The sequence below is a fragment of the Serratia sp. ID 25-353 genome (assembly GCF_054792795.1).
Map to the genome: position 1 here is coordinate 305568 of NZ_CM139236.1, position 14438 is coordinate 320005.

The 14438-nt window shown below is 60.8% G+C and carries 20 protein-coding genes; 11 read left to right on the top strand and 9 right to left on the bottom strand.

The annotated features are described in order from the left end of the window. Nucleotides 1–36 precede the first annotated feature (36 nt). Nucleotides 37–1470: a MocR-like pyridoxine biosynthesis transcription factor PdxR gene (gene pdxR, locus ACYF6X_RS01355; RefSeq protein WP_130018114.1), complete on the top strand. Its 1434-nt coding sequence runs from the start codon at nt 37–39 to the stop codon at nt 1468–1470. A 61-nt stretch (nt 1471–1531) separates the two neighbouring features. Here the strand turns inward: pdxR and ACYF6X_RS01360 are convergent, their stop codons facing one another. Further along, nucleotides 1532–1840, bottom strand: a complete 309-nt coding sequence (locus ACYF6X_RS01360) for an ElaB/YgaM/YqjD family protein (RefSeq protein ID WP_004928950.1) — start codon at nt 1838–1840, stop codon at nt 1532–1534. Between the two features lie 229 nt (nt 1841–2069). Between ACYF6X_RS01360 and asr the strand changes: the two genes are divergently transcribed. Next, a complete protein-coding gene (asr, locus tag ACYF6X_RS01365) occupies nt 2070–2420 on the top strand; it encodes an acid resistance repetitive basic protein Asr (RefSeq protein ID WP_004928953.1) in 351 nt (116 codons plus the stop codon). A gap of 195 nt (nt 2421–2615) precedes the next feature. Here asr and ACYF6X_RS01370 read toward each other — a convergent pair whose 3' ends face one another. Beyond that, a complete protein-coding gene (locus tag ACYF6X_RS01370; RefSeq protein WP_130018115.1) occupies nt 2616–2996 on the bottom strand; it encodes a DUF4440 domain-containing protein in 381 nt (126 codons plus the stop codon). Next, on the bottom strand, nt 2993–4375 hold the full coding sequence (locus ACYF6X_RS01375) for an MFS transporter (protein WP_130018116.1): 1383 nt from the start codon (nt 4373–4375) through the stop codon (nt 2993–2995). The genes ACYF6X_RS01370 and ACYF6X_RS01375 overlap by 4 nt, the downstream gene beginning before the upstream one ends. Nucleotides 4376–4480: 105 nt before the next feature. Between ACYF6X_RS01375 and ACYF6X_RS01380 the strand changes: the two genes are divergently transcribed. Next, nucleotides 4481–5377: a LysR family transcriptional regulator gene (locus ACYF6X_RS01380; protein ID WP_130018117.1), complete on the top strand. Its 897-nt coding sequence runs from the start codon at nt 4481–4483 to the stop codon at nt 5375–5377. Here ACYF6X_RS01380 and ACYF6X_RS01385 read toward each other — a convergent pair. Next, nucleotides 5337–6416, bottom strand: coding sequence for an alpha/beta hydrolase family protein (locus ACYF6X_RS01385; protein ID WP_242512558.1), 1080 nt, complete (start codon nt 6414–6416; stop codon nt 5337–5339). The two genes, ACYF6X_RS01380 and ACYF6X_RS01385, sit on opposite strands and share 41 nt — an antisense overlap. A gap of 111 nt (nt 6417–6527) precedes the next feature. Between ACYF6X_RS01385 and ACYF6X_RS01390 the strand changes: the two genes are divergently transcribed. The 3 genes from ACYF6X_RS01390 (at nt 6528) to ACYF6X_RS01400 (ending at nt 9240) form a co-directional block, all read left to right on the top strand. Then, nucleotides 6528–7532, top strand: a complete 1005-nt coding sequence (locus ACYF6X_RS01390) for a helix-turn-helix domain-containing protein (RefSeq protein ID WP_130018119.1) — start codon at nt 6528–6530, stop codon at nt 7530–7532. A 94-nt stretch (nt 7533–7626) separates the two neighbouring features. Beyond that, complete coding sequence (locus ACYF6X_RS01395) at nt 7627–8799, top strand: MFS transporter (protein ID WP_130018120.1); 1173 nt, start codon at nt 7627–7629, stop codon at nt 8797–8799. 102 nt (nt 8800–8901) lie between these two features. Then, complete coding sequence (locus ACYF6X_RS01400; RefSeq protein ID WP_063990623.1) at nt 8902–9240, top strand: DUF2002 family protein; 339 nt, start codon at nt 8902–8904, stop codon at nt 9238–9240. Between the two features lie 26 nt (nt 9241–9266). Here ACYF6X_RS01400 and ACYF6X_RS01405 read toward each other — a convergent pair whose 3' ends face one another. Together ACYF6X_RS01405 and ACYF6X_RS01410 are read right to left on the bottom strand one after the other, a co-directional pair. Next, nucleotides 9267–9713, bottom strand: a complete 447-nt coding sequence (locus tag ACYF6X_RS01405; RefSeq protein WP_063990622.1) for a DUF1198 family protein — start codon at nt 9711–9713, stop codon at nt 9267–9269. Between the two features lie 67 nt (nt 9714–9780). Continuing rightward, on the bottom strand, nt 9781–10116 hold the full coding sequence (locus ACYF6X_RS01410; RefSeq protein WP_004928976.1) for an MbeD/MobD family mobilization/exclusion protein: 336 nt from the start codon (nt 10114–10116) through the stop codon (nt 9781–9783). Between the two features lie 184 nt (nt 10117–10300). On the opposite strand from ACYF6X_RS01410, the gene smrA reads away from it, so the two are divergent. Then, entirely contained in the window at nt 10301–10873 is a 573-nt protein-coding gene (gene smrA, locus ACYF6X_RS01415) for a DNA endonuclease SmrA (protein WP_039568637.1), read from the top strand. A 50-nt stretch (nt 10874–10923) separates the two neighbouring features. Here smrA and ACYF6X_RS01420 read toward each other — a convergent pair whose 3' ends face one another. Further along, nucleotides 10924–11337 (bottom strand): DoxX family protein, encoded by a 414-nt coding sequence (locus tag ACYF6X_RS01420; RefSeq protein WP_130018121.1) that lies wholly within the window; start codon nt 11335–11337, stop codon nt 10924–10926. Nucleotides 11338–11529: 192 nt separating this feature from the next. Here ACYF6X_RS01420 and ACYF6X_RS01425 point away from each other — a divergent pair, with 192 nt between their 5' ends. Next, nucleotides 11530–11760: a (4Fe-4S)-binding protein gene (locus ACYF6X_RS01425; protein WP_016929825.1), complete on the top strand. Its 231-nt coding sequence runs from the start codon at nt 11530–11532 to the stop codon at nt 11758–11760. A gap of 1 nt (nt 11761) precedes the next feature. After that, a complete protein-coding gene (locus ACYF6X_RS01430) occupies nt 11762–12040 on the top strand; it encodes a GNAT family N-acetyltransferase (protein ID WP_063990620.1) in 279 nt (92 codons plus the stop codon). A 32-nt stretch (nt 12041–12072) separates the two neighbouring features. Here the strand turns inward: ACYF6X_RS01430 and ACYF6X_RS01435 are convergent, their stop codons facing one another. Further along, nucleotides 12073–12255 carry a YodC family protein gene (locus ACYF6X_RS01435; RefSeq protein ID WP_025303973.1) on the bottom strand — a complete coding sequence of 61 codons (183 nt, stop codon included), beginning with the start codon at nt 12253–12255 and terminating at the stop codon, nt 12073–12075. A gap of 120 nt (nt 12256–12375) precedes the next feature. Here ACYF6X_RS01435 and ACYF6X_RS01440 point away from each other — a divergent pair, with 120 nt between their 5' ends. Beyond that, entirely contained in the window at nt 12376–12891 is a 516-nt protein-coding gene (locus ACYF6X_RS01440) for a DUF1543 domain-containing protein (protein WP_063990619.1), read from the top strand. On the opposite strand, the gene ACYF6X_RS01445 is transcribed toward ACYF6X_RS01440, so the two are convergent. Beyond that, nucleotides 12886–13812, bottom strand: a complete 927-nt coding sequence (locus tag ACYF6X_RS01445) for a LysR substrate-binding domain-containing protein (RefSeq protein ID WP_060426208.1) — start codon at nt 13810–13812, stop codon at nt 12886–12888. The genes ACYF6X_RS01440 and ACYF6X_RS01445 overlap by 6 nt on opposite strands. A gap of 85 nt (nt 13813–13897) precedes the next feature. Here ACYF6X_RS01445 and ACYF6X_RS01450 point away from each other — a divergent pair, with 85 nt between their 5' ends. Continuing rightward, nucleotides 13898–14395, top strand: a complete 498-nt coding sequence (locus tag ACYF6X_RS01450; RefSeq protein WP_033649791.1) for a GNAT family N-acetyltransferase — start codon at nt 13898–13900, stop codon at nt 14393–14395. The last annotated feature ends 43 nt before the right edge of the window (nt 14396–14438 follow it).

Genomic DNA, 14438 nt, shown 5'->3' on the forward strand with positions numbered 1-14438 from the left:
TGCTATAGGGCCATAAAATGATTATTTAACCGGGCCATGATGCCATCTTTCCTGACCTCGCTGCGGCTGGACAGCCGGCTCGCCGAGCCGCTGTACCGGCAGATTTACCAGCGGATTAAAGACGCCATTACCCAGGGCAGCCTGGCGGCGGGCAGCCGGTTGCCCTCAGTACGCGGGTTGGCGAGCGATCTGGGCGTGGCGCGCGCCACGGTGGAAAGCGCCTACGCGCAACTTATCGCCGAAGGTTTTTTGCAGAGTCGCGGGCAGGCGGGCACCTATGTCTCGCCACAGTTGCCGCACATGCCGTCGGGCGCGGTATCCGCTGCGCCACTGCTGGCGGCGATGGCGCCCGATCCGCTGCAACCGCAGGGTATGCTGCAGCCTTTCCAACTGGGGCTACCGGCGCTGGATGCGTTTCCACGGGCGTTATGGCAGCGCATTGTCGCCCGTCAGCTGCGCGGTTCCACGGTGGCTTCTCTGGCGCTGCCGCCGGCCGGCGGCCTGCCTGAGCTGCGTGAGGCGATCGCCCATTATCTGCATTTGTCGCGCGGCATCAGCTGCCGGCCGGAGCAGGTTTTCCTCTGTGCCGGTTATCCGGCGCTGTTGGACTGGGTGGTGGAGACGCTGTTGCACGCCGGCGATGCGGTATGGATCGAAGATCCCGGCTATCCGGTTACGCGCCCGCTGCTGCGGGCCGCCGGCGTCAGGCCGGTCGCTGTGCCGGTGGATGAACAGGGCATGGACGTGGCCGCCGGTATGCTGACGGCGCCTGAGGCGCGGCTGGCGGTGGTGACGCCGACCCATCAAAGCCCGCTCGGCGTCTCGCTCAGCCTGACGCGGCGCATGGCGCTGCTCGACTGGGCGCAGCAGCGCGGGGCCTGGATCCTCGAGGATGACTACGACAGCGAGTTTCGCTACCACGGGCGGCCACTGCCGCCGCTGAAAAGCCTCGATGTTCAGGGGCGGGTGCTGTACGCCGGCACCTTCAGCAAAACGCTTTTCCCGGCGCTGCGCATGGCTTATCTGGTGGTGCCCGTCGGTCTGACGGAGACATTCGCGCGCAGCAGTCGGCTGCGCGGCTGCGGGTGCCCGCCGCTGCTGCAGGCCGGCGTGGCGGATTTTATCCGGCAGGGGCATTTCTACCGCCACCTGAAACGCATGCGGCCGCTGTACCGTCAGCGGCGCGAGTGGCTGACGCAGGCGCTGGAACGGCAGTTGGGGGCGTGGCTGACGACGGTGCCGCAACAGGGCGGTATTCAGCTGTTGGCCCGGCTGCGTGACGGCGTGGCGGATGAGCCGTTGGCGGCGCAAGCCTGGCAGCAGGGGCTGGCGGTGCAGGCGTTGTCGGACTGGCAAATCGACCATCCGGCGGGGCAAGGGTTACTGCTGGGGTTCGCCAATTTCAGCCGGCGAGAGGAGACGGAGCGGGCGGTGCAGGGGCTGGCGCAGCTGTTCAAACGCCTAAATTAAACGGCCCGCGATTTCCGCGGGCCAGACGCACATCTGTTTTATCTTTATGACTGCAGGGGTGTTAACGCCGGGCCAGCAGCACGCCGAGCACGATGCCGACGGCGGCACCGATCCCTACGCCCTGCCAAGGTTTGTCACGCACGTAGCTGTCGGCTTGATCGACCGCGTCGCGCGCATGCTGTGTCAGACTGGTGGAGCCATTGAACCGCGCCCGAGCGTCGCGCAGCACGCCTTTCGCCTTGCTGTGCAGCTCTTTCAGTTCCTCTTTGGTCTTGTCACCGGACTCGCGCAACACTTCATCCAGCGTATCGGCCAACAGAGTGACGTCCTGATCGATATCGCGTTCTGTTCTTTCCGCTTTCTTAAACATTCAGCTCTCCATTTCGACACATGTCTTTTAAGTGTAGACCATGTCGAGAATTGTGTGGCCGATCACGGAAAAAAACCGCCGTCACGCAGGTGTTTGCCGGCGTCTGGGCTTTGTACATTTGGTTACTCGGCGAAACCAATCACTCACGGAAGCGGCAGTTTGATTCTACTAGTATCTGTTTCAACGGCTCCACCGGAGCTTACCGAAACAACACTCTGAGGATTTAAAGATGAAAAAAGTATTAGCGCTGATCGTTGCTGCCACTATGGGTCTGTCTTCTGTTGCTTTCGCTGCTGATACTGCAGCTACTGCTCCGGCTACCACCACCGCGCCAGCTGCGACCACCACTACCGCTGCGCCAGCGGCTGCTGCTGAAAAAGCGCCAGCTAAAGCAACGCACCACAAGAAAGCTAAGCACCACAAAAAAGCGCCAGCCCAGAAAGCTCAGGCCGCTAAAAAGCACCACAAAAAAGCGCCAGCTCAGAAAGCCCAGGCTGCTAAAAAACACCACAAAAAAGCGCCAGTGCAGAAAGCTCAGGCCGCTAAAAAACACCACAAAAAAGCCGGTAAAAAAGCTTAATTAAGTGATGGTTGCGGAACCGAAAGGTTCCGCACTCTCCAGCCCGTACTCCAGACACCCGGTTCTTCCGGGTGTCTTCTTTTGAGGCGACGAACGATGATCAATCGCTATCTGTTTGAAGTCATTTTCAGTGCGGTAACCCTGTGCGGAGCGATCGTCGGTTGGGAACTGTTTTTGGCCGGCAGCTTTCTGTAATTATTGCACCGCGGCAGTTTCGTGCAAATGCCGCCAGCCGAGCGCGTTGGGCAGACGTTCAAAGACCACCGTGGAATAGCGCAGCGTGGCGCTTTGCCCCGGCAGGCTCTGTTTTTCCCGGTAGCTGACTACCGCGCCCGTCGGCCATTCGGCCACCAGCTTCATCTCTTCTATCACGATTTCCAATCCCGGTTTGGCGGCGCGATGCGCGCGGAAAAAGGCGCACAGCGCGGCGAAATCCAGCGGAGCGCCGTTCAGCGCGATCATACTGAAATCCGGCGTAAAGCGCGCCAGCAACGCCTGCTCTTCTCCGGCCCCTTTGCCCAGCCAGCGTTCAATGGCGATGTGGGCGTCGATCACTTCGGTAAAATACGGGTTCATAAAGCATCCTGTTGAGCGTTGAGTTGGCGCACGATGGCGCGGTTGGCGAGGCGCAGGCACAGCAACAGCGGGATAAATACGCTGGCGCCCGCCAGAATGAAGCAGGTTCGGTAGGCCGCTGCGGGCGGCAACACGGTCAGCAGCAGATTCAGCAACAGGCTGAGCAGCGCCACGCCGAGGCAAAAACTGAGTTGGCGGTTGATATTCCACAGCGCACTGGCGTCCGCCAGCTGAGCGTCGGGGATCTGCAGGAACGCGCTGCTCTGCGCGGTGCTGCTGCACAGGCTGCCGCCAAACCCCATCAGGGCGAAGGCGGCGATCTGCAACGCGTACTGCCCGGCCTGATCGATCTGCGCCAGCGTCAGCATGCCGGCACCTTGCAACAGGCAGCCGGCAATCAGCAGCGGCTGCGGGCCGAGGCGGTTAAAGGTTTTGCCGGTCAGCGTGATGGCCAGGAACGACGCCAGCGCCCAGGGCAGCATCAGGCCGCCGACCTGTGCGGCGGGCATCCCCAGTTGGTTCTGCAGATACAGCATCGCCACCAGGCTGACGCCGATGAACAGGCCGGGAATGCACAAATAAACCGCCATGGCGTTGCGCAGCAGCGGATCGCCGACCAGCCGCAGGTTCAACAGCGGCTGTGGGGCGCGCAGGCTATAACGCAGATAGTACGCCAGCACCAGCAAGCCGGCGGCCAGCAGCGCCGCGCCGGAAGCCTGATGACCGGCCTCGCTCAGCCGGGTCAGGCCGAGCAGCAGCAGCGTCAACGCCGCGCAGGCGCTCAGCAGCCCTTTGCCGTCGAGCGGTTTACGCACCGCCGTCGACGTTTCCGCGCGCAGCCACAGGGCCGCCAGCGCCAGGGCCAGGGCCGCCAGCGGCAGGTTGGCGAAAAACACCCAGCGCCAGTCCAGCCGATCGACGAGCCAGCCGCCCAGCGCCGGTGACAGCGCCGGCGCCAGCAGCCCCACCAGCATGATGGCCGCCGATAGCCCGGTGCGTTCATGGCTGCGGTACAGCTGGTAGGTCAGCGTTTGGCCGATGGGGATCAGCAAGCCGCCGCCCATGCCCTGCAGGGTACGCCAGCCGATCAGCGCGCCGATGCTGTCGGCGTTGCCTGCGCCGAGGGTGGCCAGCATGAACAGCGTCAGCGACAGCAGAAAGACCCGCCGCCCACCGATGCGCTGCGCCAGCCAAGCGCTGAGCGGGATCACCAGCGTCAGGCCGAGAATATAGCCGTTGCTGACCCACGCCAGTTGGCTGACCGATGCCCGCATCGCCTGGCCGATGGCGGGGTAGGCGACGTTGGCGATAAACATATTGATCAGATCGACGAAAAAGCCGAGCAGATAGACGATTGCCACTTTGCTGCGATAAGACATGGTGCCTCCGGTTGAAGGCGAGCAGTGTATCGGGGGGAAAAGTGCGGATAAATCGGCGACAGGCGATTACACTGTCAAAATTATTTTGACAATAAGGGCGGCGAAATGCTGAATTTGCAGCGCCTGGCGATCTTTGCGGCGGTGGTGGAAGCGGGCAGCTTTACCGCGGCGGCGGCGGCGCTGGGGCAAACCAAGGCGGTGGTGAGTTTTAACGTCAAACAGCTGGAGAACGAGCTGGGGGTGTCACTGCTGGCGCGCAGCACCCGGCGGCTGTCGCTGACCGACGCCGGCGAACGCTTTTACCAGCGCAGCCTGCAGCTGCTGCAGGAGGCGGAAAACGTGCTGGACGACGTGCGCCGCGATCATCACGGGCTGAGCGGCGTGCTGCGCATCACCAGTACACCGGAGTACGGCGCGCAGGTGGTGGTGCCGGCGCTGGCGGCATTTTCGCGACAGCACCCGCGGCTGCGCATCCAGCATGTGTCTTCTTCTTATCACGCCGATCTGATCTCGGAGCGCTTTGACGTGGCGATCCGCCTGGGCCAGCTGGCGGATTCCAGCCACCGCGCGGCGCTGATCGACAGCTTCGCCATTTTTCCGGTGGCGTCGCCGGGTTATCTGGCCGACCGACCGATTCATTCGCTGACGGATCTGGCGCAGGCGCAGTGGATCGCCCACAGCCGGCTCAGTTCACCGCTCAGCTGGCAGGTGGCCACGCCGCAGCGCGAAGCGGTGCTGTTCAAGGTCGCGGACGCTGCCACGCTCACCGGCGACAGCGCCGCGGCATTGCTGGCGTTCGCCCTGCATGGGGTCGGGGTGGCGCTGCTGCCGGCGTGGTTGGCGCAGCCCGAAATCGACGCCGGCCGGCTGCAGCGGTTGCTGCCGGATCACCGTTTCCCCGAGCAGAGCATCTATGCGCTTTACCCGAACACCCGCCATGTGCCGGAAAAGGTGCGGGCGTTTATCGATTTTCTGCGCGCGCGGGTAGCCAGGGGCGAATGAACGGCAATATTGCCGCCACCGTTTGCTGATGTACCCATGCACGTTGGGCAGGCGTGGTTGCGCATAGTACCTCTGCTTCCTGTTCTTCAGAGGCCAAAATTTTGCGGCCGTTGGGTTGGCAAATGGGTAAGAAATCGAAATGATTGCCGCGGGTTAATCGCTGTGCGCGGATAGGCTGTTCAGCGCCGTTAGCTGCCAGCGATGCCCCATCCAAACGCGAGCCTTTCTCGCTTGGCAGATAGTTTTGCGGTTCGATAATCAACAAGGGTGCGTTTAGGTGACGCAAACTCTCCGGCCGCAGATAGGGCACCATGCCGGGATCGAGGGCGACGGCAAAGCGGATGCGCGGGTCGGTATAATCGGCATCGAACCGATCGGCGGCGACCTGCGTCAGGTCAACCCTGGCCTGGGTATAGAACCGGCAATTGGGTGACTGCGGCCGTTGCCGACAACCGGCGATGAAATCTGCCAGTCTGACTCTGCCGCCGATGGCCGCGATGGCGCTGTAACCGCCCTTGGAGTGGCCGACAACGCCGATGGCGTGAGGGTTGACGAGAGCAGCCCAGCGAGGGGAGGCGCCGATCGCGTCAATCAGCGCGGAGATATCTTCGGTTTGCCGCCAAAGATTGATGGACTGCGCCGGGACTGAGTCGCCGGTGGTACTGCCGGGTGAGTTGGCGGCAATCACCACCACGCCCTGGCTAACCAGCGCTGCCGCCAGCCAGGCCTGGCTGGTATTGTTCCCTCCGCTGCCGTGACTGAACACCACCAAGGGAAAGGCGCCCTTGGCCGGTGGTGCGTCAATTTGGCCGGCAATACCGGTGAATACCGGATTGGCACCGACGTTTTGTCGTGGGCCTTCGGCCTCGGTGGGATAATAAATACGGCTGGCGAGCGTGCGCGAACCCCGGGAAAACTCTTCATCATGAATGGCGATCTGATAAGGCGATGCGCTGGCCGTCGTGCACAGCAGCAGCCATAGAGACAGTAACTTTTTCATCCTCACATCCTCATTACGACAAAAGCGCAAAGGTGGCATCGGCTGTGCCTCTCGGCGACCTCGATCGCGATCAAGGTCGTTAAATTATTGTTTTAACAGACTTCACGCCATACACTTTTCCGCTTCGTCTCTTTGGATCAGGCGTAATGAATGCCGCTCATTCCCGTTACCTTTTTGTTCAGCCTGCTGTGCTGCGGGCTGTTGCTTCGCCTTGGCCGGCCCAGCGCCCGGCGTTGGGTTTTCCAGCTGTTACTGCTGCTGTGCGCATGGCAAAGCCTGCTGGTGGGGTTGCGTTACGGTTACGACTTAACGCAGTTCAACCGGTTGCAGCCGATTGGCGCCGTCATGATCCCGGTGCTGGTCTGGCTGGCCTTCCGGGTGAGCACGCAGGGGCGATTGCGGCTTACCGATGTCTGGCATTTTGCGCCCTTATGCCTGACGCTGTTGGCCAGCTGGTATGCGCCAGTTTGGTTGGATGCGTTGATTATTGCCGCCGATGCGGCTTACGGCGTGGCCTTGTGGTATGCACTGCGCGGCGGTGAGAATAGTTTGAAGCAGGTGGTGTTGGCGGAAAGCTGGCTCTGCTGCCGTCTGTGGCGTGGGTTAGCCATTTTATTGTTCACCGTCGCGATAGCGGAGCTGATCATTACCCTCGATTTTGCCTGGTTTGGCGGGCGACATGCCGGCCTGTTGGTGACGGTCGACACTCTGCTGCTTACGTTGGGCGTGTACCTGGTCTTGTCCCGCACCCGGCCGGCGGAGCAACCGGTCGAGGAAACGCCGGAGCCTGTTAAAGTCGTCGCAGTGAATGATGACCAGATCCACCACTGGTTTGTTCAGGTGCAACAGCGATTGCTGAAAGACGATCTTTATTTGCAACCGGAGCTGAATTTGGCGCTGTTGGCGCGCAAAAGTGGATTGCCGGCGCGCCGGGTGTCGCAGGCCATCAATCAGCATGCCGGGATGAATGTCTCGCAATACGTGAACCAATTGCGCATCGGTGAGGCGGCGCGAAGGCTGCTTGTCGGCGACCGCCCGATAACCGAAATCATGCATGAGTCGGGATTTACCACCAAGTCGAATTTTAACCGCGAATTCTTGCGCGTATATGGTGCCAATCCCAGCGAATGGCGCAGACAGCAAAGACTTAGTTAAATAATAATTCGTTATAAATCTCTCATTTATCATCAGATCCCATCGGGGTATGCTGGCAATCTCTGTCTACCCCGTTCGATGCGAGCCACCTTCGATGACCGCAGAAAATAACCTCCAGCTGAACCGACGCATTCTGTCCGTGGTGATGTTCACCTTCGTCTGCTACCTGACCATCGGCCTGCCGCTGGCGGTGCTGCCGGGATTTGTGCATGACCACCTGGGCTACAACTCGGTGCTGGCGGGCCTTATCATCAGCGCGCAGTACTTCGCCACGCTGTTCAGCCGCCCGCACGCCGGGCGCTATGCCGATCAGCTGGGGCCGAAGAAGGTGGTGCTGTTCGGCCTGGCGTGCTGCGGTGCCAGCGGCCTGTTTTACGCGCTGGCGTTCGGCATTGACGATTACCCGTGGCTCAGCCTGCTGTTGCTGTGCGTGGGGAGGGTGTTTCTCGGCGTCGGCGAAAGCTTCGCCAGCACCGGTTCCACGCTGTGGGGCATCGGCAGGGTCGGAGCGATGCACACCGCGCGGGTGATTTCCTGGAACGGCGTCGCCACCTACGGGGCGATGGCGGCCGGGGCGCCGCTCGGCGTGTACCTGAATCAGCAGTGGGGATTGGCCGGGGTGGCGGCGCTGATCGTGCTGGCGGTCGCGGTGGCGCTGCTGTTGGCGAGCGGCAAGCCGGACGTCTCGATCGCCGCCGGGCAACGCATCGCCTTCCGCGCGGTGTTCGGCCGCATCTGGGCCTATGGCCTCGGGCTGGCGATGGGCACCGTCGGCTTCGGCGTGATCGCCACGTTCATCACCCTTTACTACGCCGACAAAGGTTGGAGCGGCGCGGCGTTTTCGCTGACGCTGTTCAGCTGCGCCTTCGTCGGCATCCGCCTGATCTTCAGCAACGTCATCAATCGCCACGGCGGCCTGGAGGTGACGCTGGCGTCGTTTCTGGTCGAGATCGTCGGGCTGCTGTTGATCTGGCAGGCCGGCGAACCCTGGATGGTGCAAACCGGTGCGTTGCTGGCCGGCGCCGGTTTCTCGCTGGTGTTCCCGGCGCTGGGCGTCGAGGCGGTGAAACAGGTGCCGCCGCAGAATCAGGGCACGGCGCTCGGCACCTATTCGGCGTTCCTCGACCTGGCGCTGGGCATCACCGGCCCGCTGGCCGGGCTGCTGATTGGGCAAGCGGGCGTGCCGTCGATCTATCTGGCGGCGGCGCTGCTGGTGGCGCTCGGCGTGTTGCTCACTCTGCGCCTGCTGCAGCGCAGCCGGGCCTGATTCAGGAATAGTCCGAAACCCGGATTCCTCCCCAGAAAATCATTGTTTCGGTGAATGATTACGGTAAGGTCGCTCAGCGGTCCAGAATGAGAGGAGGAATCGATGTATTTACGGCCGGATGAAGTGGCTAAAGTGTTGGAGAATACCGGCTTTGAGCGTGATTATGTCACCGATCAGGCCTATGGCTACCGCAAGGGTGCACACTACGTGTATGTGAACCGCGAAGCGCGGATGGGCAGAACCGCGTTGGTGATCCACCCGGCGCTGAAAGAGAGAAGCGTGCATTTCGCCACGCCAACCTCCCCGGTGCGCACCAGCGAGCAGTATCTGGAATTTCCCCTGGATTTAAGCGGCGACGCCCCGAACCAGCGCTACGGCATCGCACACGGCTTCAGCTCGCGCGAAGCGCTGTCGCGCTACCTCTTCAGCATGTTCTTGTAATCGGTCCCCCGCACCGGGGGACGCGATCAGCCGTGGGCCAACGCTTCGTGGTTGAAACGCTCATTGTAGGCGCGGCGGAACTGCGCCAGTTCAAACGCATCAATATCCAGCTCGGCGAAGTAAAACAGCGCCGCTTCGGTGTGCTCGGCGTGCAGCTCCGGCGACAGCCCGGCGCGCAGCAGCACGTCGCGCCACAGGGCGATCTGCTCGTCGTCCGCCTGTTTGATGAACGTCAGGTAGATGAACAGCAGATAAGCCGCCTGGTGCATCTCTTCGGTGTAGCCGTTGTTCAGCATGCGGATAAAGGTCTGGCTTTGGCGGCCGCCCATTTCCTGGATCATCGATTCGATCAGCATCGGTTTGACCCTCAGCAGATGGGCCAGCGAATCGATGGCTTTGCGGGTGTCGGACGTCAGGATGCGGTAACCGATAATGAATACGACGATCAGGGCGGCGAGGATGATCCAGGTCATTTAGGCTTTATTACACTCTCAATACGCCATAAGAGGGGCGGGAGGCGCTGTGCGACAGCGCCCGCTATCAATGCTGTTCGCCGCTGAAATTACCGACCGCGCTCTGTTGGCGCAGGTGGTGATTGAAGGTGGCCGCGTCTTTGGCTAGCGCGTCCAGATGGGCGCCGAGCATTTTGATCTGCTTCACCAGCGCATGCTGTTCCGGCACCGAACTGGCGGTGCTCAGCTTGCGCGCCAGTTGTTCATTCTGCGCCCGCAGCGCGGCTTCGCGCTGTTTGGCTTCTTCCAGCAGTTGCTGCAGCGCCTGGTAGCTCTGCTGCCATTCGCGGTGTTGCCGTTCGAAGCTGCTCTGCAACTCATTCATCGCATTTTGAAACTGGATTTCCAGCTCGCGCATTGTCATGGGCTCGATCCTTTGCGGCACTCAATGATGGCTTAGCAGTATAGCGAAAACTGTTCGCAAGCTCACCCGTTGACGACAAATGAGACAAATGCCGCTGACAATTCCCGGCTTGCAACCGTGGCAAGGCGTCTTACAATCGACCCCATTCCCAGCCGTAACGGCTGCCGTTCAAGAGAGGTGGGACATGAGCGAGCAGGAAAAAGACTTTTTTGAACAGGCGATGGCGGACGTGGTGCCGCTGGCGAGCGGGCGGCAGACGCTGTACCTCAAGCCGCAGGAGGCGGTGGACAAAAGCGCGCGGCGCGAAGCGCAGCGGCTGATGCAGGAAAACTTCCTCAGCACTGATTTTCTCGAGGTGATCCCCTGCGAACAGCCGCTGGAGTTCAAAGGGGAAGGCATTCAACAGGGCGTGCTGGACAAGCTGCGCAACGGGCGTTACCCGCCGCAGGCGTCGCTGAACCTGCTGCGCCAGTCGGTCGAAGCCAGCCGGCAGGCGCTGTTTCGCTTCATTATGCAGGCGGAGGCGCAAAACCTGCGTTCGCTGCTGATCGTGCACGGCCGCGGGCGGCAGAACGAAAGCCATCCGAATATTGTGCGCAGTTACGTCGCCAAATGGCTGGCGCAGTTTGAACAGGTACAGGCGTTTTGCCGCGCCTTACCGCGCGACGGTGGCGAGGGCGCCTGCTATGTCACGCTGCGTAAATCGGTGCAGGCCAAGGCGGAAAACTTTGAGCGCCACGCCAAGCGCAGCCGTTGAAGGGATAGCCGAAATAAAATGGCCGGCGAATATCGCCGGCCATCGATGAATTATTTATTAAATATTTTATAGTCCAGCGAATAACGGCCGGCGCCGGTTACCGCCAGCAACAGCAAGCCGCCAATGATGCTGATGTTTTTAAAGAAGTTGATTTCGTTGCCCATCATTTCCATGCCGGTCATTTTCCAGAACGGATGGCCGATAAACGCGGTGCCCAACACATACAGGGCGAAAATGACCGCGATAGGGCGAGTAAACAGACCGAGAATAAGCGCGATGCCGAAAATAAACTCCACCACCACGGCAACGATCGCCGCCAAATAAGGCACCGGCGTGCCATAGCCTTCCATCGCCGTGACGGTCGCACCGAAGTTGACCAGTTTCATCCAGCCGAAAATGATAAACAGAATCATCAGTAATATGCGGGACAGCAGAATTACGCCGTCTTTTGAGCTATCACCCATTTCGAACTCCTTAGCCACTGTCGGAATGATGTTGTCTTACTGAATAAAGATTAGAACAATTTACGTTTTTTTCTAGCGGCGACGGGCGGTTGCGCCATTTTTTTCGGTGGGCGAGACGCGTGGTGAAGCCGGCGGCATTGCCTATACTTGAGCCTGGAGCAAAAACAATAAAACAGGCAATGTGAGGCCAAAATGGACGAGGAATTGACCGCCGCCGGTTACCGCCGTTATTCCGGCGACAAGATTGACGTTTATTTTAACAGCGCGATATGCCGCCATTCCGCCAACTGCGTGCGTGGCAACGCGGCTATTTTTACCCTGAACCGCCGCCCGTGGATTATGCCGGACAATGCCGACGCGGCGGAGGTGAAACGCGTTATCGACACCTGCCCCAGCGGCGCACTTAAATATAGGGAGAAATAATATGGAACATAAAATACTGGCAGACGACAAACGTTTTTATATCAATGACGAGCAGGGCAAGCTGATCGCCGAGATCTCTTTCGTGCCGAGCGGCGACAAGCTGACCATTATCGATCACACCTGGGTGGATGAGTCATTGAAGGGGCAGGGCGTCGGCAAAAAGCTGGTGGCGCTGGTGGTGGAGAAGATGCGCGCGGAGCGGCGTAAAATCATTCCGCTATGCCCGTTCGCCAAGCATGAGTTTGATACCACGCCGGCCTATCAGGACATTCGCGCCTGAGGCGATAACGGGGCGCGGTGCGCCCCGGTTATTCAGCAGACGCCGAAATCGCCGTCTTCGTGGTACAGCGCCACATCGCTGGCCTGCACCTCCGTGCGCTGCTCTTTGCCCAGTTCATTCCAGCTGCAAACCAGGGTTTCGCCGTCGATCGCCACCACGGTCATCTTTGGGCCGCCGGTGGTGCGTTGAACAAAATCACCGATATTGAATGCCATGCGTTCCTCCACAACAGATTAAACCTCACCTATTGATAACACAGAATGGCGCTGCCGTTGGCACGAGTTTCGTTATGTATTATTTTATATAGCGATTATCACCAAGGAGAGCAGAATAACATGCCGGGATTATTGATGTTTTATGTGGGCGGTACGGCGCCGGGCGCCAATATTGAGCTGCACGACGTACAGTTCGCGGCGGCGGATCGGCCGGAAGAGGCGTATCCGCTGCTGCGTGAAAAGTGGTTCGGCGATAAGCGCAAGGTGCATGTCGACGGCTATGCGCGCATCGACTGGGCGGACGGTTACGACGTGAGCCTGGAGCCTGCGCCGTTCGCCGGTGAAGAGAAGCTGTTTTTCGTCAACGTGGGCGGCTACCGCAGCGATGAGCTGGCGGAATTGCACCAGTTCGGCCTGTTTGTGGCGCGTTCCGCCGGCGAGGCGAAGGACAAAGCCAAACGGGTGCTGCTGACGGACAGCGCGCAGCAGCACAAGGATGACCTGGCCGAGGTGGACGACTGCCTGCTGCTGCAGGCGCTGCAAGGCTACCACGTGCATCTGCGGGCCAATCCGCACGGTAAACCGGCCCGGCCGCTGTGGCAGGGGTATCTGCCGATCGGCGAACCCGCGTTATAACGCCGCCAACGCCTGCAGCTGTTGCCGCAACCAGCGGCAGGCCTCAGGCCGGCCGTTCTTGCGGTGCAGGTAGATTTTGATCTGATACGGCGGCACCGGAAACGGCAGGGGGTGGATATCCAGCGCCGCCGCCTGCCGCAATTTTTGCGCGGCGTAGCGCGGCATGCTCATCACCAGTTCGCTGTCGGCGACGATGAACGGCGCTCCCAGCAGCGAAGGCGTGCGGATGGCGATATCGCGCTGCAGCCCCAGTTTGTCGAGCTGGTAGTCAATGACGCCGCGCTGTTCGTTCCACGGCGTCACCACCAGATGGCGCGCCCGCAGGTAGTTTTCCCGCGTCAGCTCGCCGTATTTTGCGCTGAAGGCGGGCGAACAGATCGCCACATACTCATCCTCCAACCAGCTCACCTCGTCGATCTCCGGATAGCTTTCGCCGTCGGTTTCGGTAAAGCCCAGCGCGAAGTCGATACGCCCCGCCAGCAGATCGTTCAGCGCCACCTTGCGCTCGGAATAGCGCAGCTGAAACGACAGCCCCGGTGCCAGGCGCTGCATCTGCGCCATCAGCGCGGGAAACACCGCGAAGGCGGTGTAATCGGTAATGGCGAAGGTGAAGCTCTCCCGGCTTTCGGCGGGAACGAAGCGCGGGCGCGGATGCAGCCCTTTGGCCAGCAGCGCCAGACTTTCGCTGACGGTCGGGGCCAGGCTGTCGGCATACACCGTCGGGTGCATATCGTTGCCGACCCGGTAGAACAGCTCGTCCGCCAGCGCCTTGCGCAGCCGGATCAGCGCGTGGCTCAGCGCCGACGCACTGAGGGCCAGCTCCGCCGCGGCGCGCGTCACCGATCGCAGCCGATAGACCGCTTCGAACACCAGCAGCAGGTTGAGATCGAGACGCTTCAAATCCAGATGCATGATATTCATTACCTGTTGATGAAAATGCAGTTCATACAGTATTTGAGGCGCGATATGCTGGCAAGCACAGTTATCAACACACTCAGGATTTGCCATGACCATTGAGATTTACCCGGCGCAAAAAAGCGACGCCAAACTGATTCTGGATATGATTATCGAGCTGGCGGTGTACGAAAAGGCGCGCGAGCAGGTGCTGGCCAGCGTGGAAGATATCGAACGCAGCCTGTTTGGGCCGGGCGCCTGTTCCGAAGCGCTGATTTGTACGGTAAACGGCGAGCCGGCGGGTTATGCGGTGTTCTTTATGAGTTACTCCACCTGGCTGGGTAAAAACGGCATCTATCTGGAAGACCTGTACGTGGCGCCGAAGCATCGCGGCGCGGGCGCCGGTAAAAAGCTGCTGCGGCACATCGCCCAACTGGCGTGCGAACGGCAGTGCGGCCGCCTGGAGTGGAGCGTGCTGGACTGGAACCAACCGGCCATCGATTTCTACCTCAGCATCGGCGCGCAGCCGCAGGGCGAGTGGGTGCGCTATCGTATGGAGGGCGAAGCGCTGACGCACTTCGCGGCGCACGGGGCGGCGCTGCCGGCATAATAGCCGTTGGGGGGAGGCGGCCTCCCCAACTGTGGTGATGTGA